The sequence below is a fragment of the Paracoccus sp. JM45 genome, from assembly GCF_003590715.1.
Lineage (GTDB): Bacteria > Pseudomonadota > Alphaproteobacteria > Rhodobacterales > Rhodobacteraceae > Paracoccus.
The window spans coordinates 1-1,783 of sequence record NZ_QQVY01000052.1 but is presented as its reverse complement, the minus strand read 5'-3'; the positions used below and the strand labels follow the sequence as shown (position 1 = coordinate 1,783).

1 protein-coding gene and 1 pseudogene are annotated in these 1,783 nt (G+C 54.5%); one reads left to right on the top strand and one right to left on the bottom strand.

Annotated elements, in window-relative coordinates; translation table 11 throughout:
• Nucleotides 1-710: 710 nt before the first annotated feature.
• Nucleotides 711-1,256: a GNAT family N-acetyltransferase gene (locus tag DWB67_RS17600; protein ID WP_119808836.1), complete on the bottom strand. Its 546-nt coding sequence runs from the start codon at nucleotides 1,254-1,256 to the stop codon at nucleotides 711-713.
• A 116-nt stretch (nucleotides 1,257-1,372) separates the two neighbouring features.
• Here DWB67_RS17600 and DWB67_RS17595 point away from each other — a divergent pair.
• Nucleotides 1,373-1,618, top strand: a pseudogene (locus DWB67_RS17595) (IS30 family transposase); the annotation flags it as partial.
• Nucleotides 1,619-1,783: the final 165 nt, after the last annotated feature.

The window sequence follows — 1,783 nt, the reverse complement described above, 5'->3', positions numbered from 1 at the left end:
CCGCAATCAGTGCTGAAGGGACGAACGCCCATCGACGCGCTCAAGGACTGGCAGAAGCAAAGGCCAGACCTATTCAGAAGACGGCCGTATAATCACGCGGGATGTGACAGCTACATTCAGAATATGGATTTATAATAAGAAATTATGGTTTCGACGAGAAGGATTGCTGGGAGGAAGACTTTTGGGCATCTGGTGTAACGAATTGCGAAGTGCCTTCAGTCTTTCAGACTGTCTGGACAGGATTTCAATCCAGTTATGCTTTAGTTAGCAGCGCTTGTCGTATTGGACGGGCTTGTCGCGTGACTTTCGACTCGAGATGCCGGCCGTTATCTTCTCGCCATTAGGGGCTTCGCAGAACCAGTCCAGCGTCATATTCTCGGCCGCCTAAAAGCTAGTCTGTGTTTGGAAGACTGCTCGGCAATGCCCTCGCCGCAGTATGATCGCTGATTGGTAAAATTGAAAAAGGCCGCCAGCATGACTGGCGGCCTGAACTCGTTACCCTGACCAGACACCTGGGGTATGCGAACCGGATGCAGGCCATCACGCCAGTGTGTTTGATTTTCTGCCCTATGAGCGCTGCATTCCCACAACCTGCGGCAGACCCCGCGCCCCTCATTCAGAGCGCTGCATAAGAGGCCTTATCAAGAGCTCAACAGAGGGTATTTGGAGGCGGTTTGTTTTGGCGCGGCGAAGGTCCGGAAAACGAGCCCTTACTGGACCTTGGAGTAAATGACGCAATCACGAGGCGCTTCGGAAATGTTGGGGTGGCGGAAGTAGCGCCGCAGAATACCCTCGCGCTCCATGCCTGCTTTCTCCATCACTCGGGCCGATGCCGGATGATCCACGTCACAGAAAGCTTCCGTCCTACAAATCATGGGTTGAGTGAGCGCCTGTTCCACGAGCCAGCGCATCACCTCTGTTGCCCACCCCTGCCCCCATGCCGATCTCCGCAAAACGTAGCCGTAGTTCACCATATGGCCAACCAGTTTAGGGTGAAACATACCAAGGAAGTTTCCGCTTTCGCGGTCACGTGCGACAACGGGAAAGCCGCTCCCCAGGTCCCATTCCGCAGCCGCAATTTCCAAAAATGCGGACGTATCCGCGAGGCTTCGATGAGGCTTCCATCCGAGAAAGCGTGTAACCTCCGCGTCGGTGGCGTAGCTGTCGAAAATGGCTTGGGCGTCATCCACCTTCACGCGCCGGAGGAAGTAGCGGGCTGTTTCGAACTCTTCTGGCAGGCGATAAGGTATGCTCATCCTTCCACCCTACCAATGGAACAGAACACAGCAAGCTGTTGAACGGCAGCTTTCTCCGGCGGTTTCAACGGGTGCGCGCAACACTCTAGTCTTTCAGAAAAGATGGAGTGTGAGAGATGAAGTATCGTACGCGGACATTTTACACCGACAATCAGAAGTCTGAGATGTGGGACCGCTGGCAACGCGGCAAGTCTATGAGTTCGATTGGGCGTCACTTCAATCGCACGTCGTCTTCGATCTTCCCCCATTTGGCGCAATTCGGCGGGATCAGGCCACCGGATCGAAGGCGTTCGCAAAATGCTTTGAGTTTGATCGAGCGGGAGGAGATATCTCGCGGGCTGATGGCACAGCAATCTTTTCGCATGATTGCGCGAAACCTGAATCGGTCACCTTCTACAATCAGTCGGGAAGTTCGCCGTGTCACATCCCGCGTGATTATACGGCCGTCTTCTGAATAGGTCTGGCCTTTGCTTCTGCCAGTCCTTGAGCGCGTCGATGGGCGTTCGTCCCTTCAGCACTGATTGCGG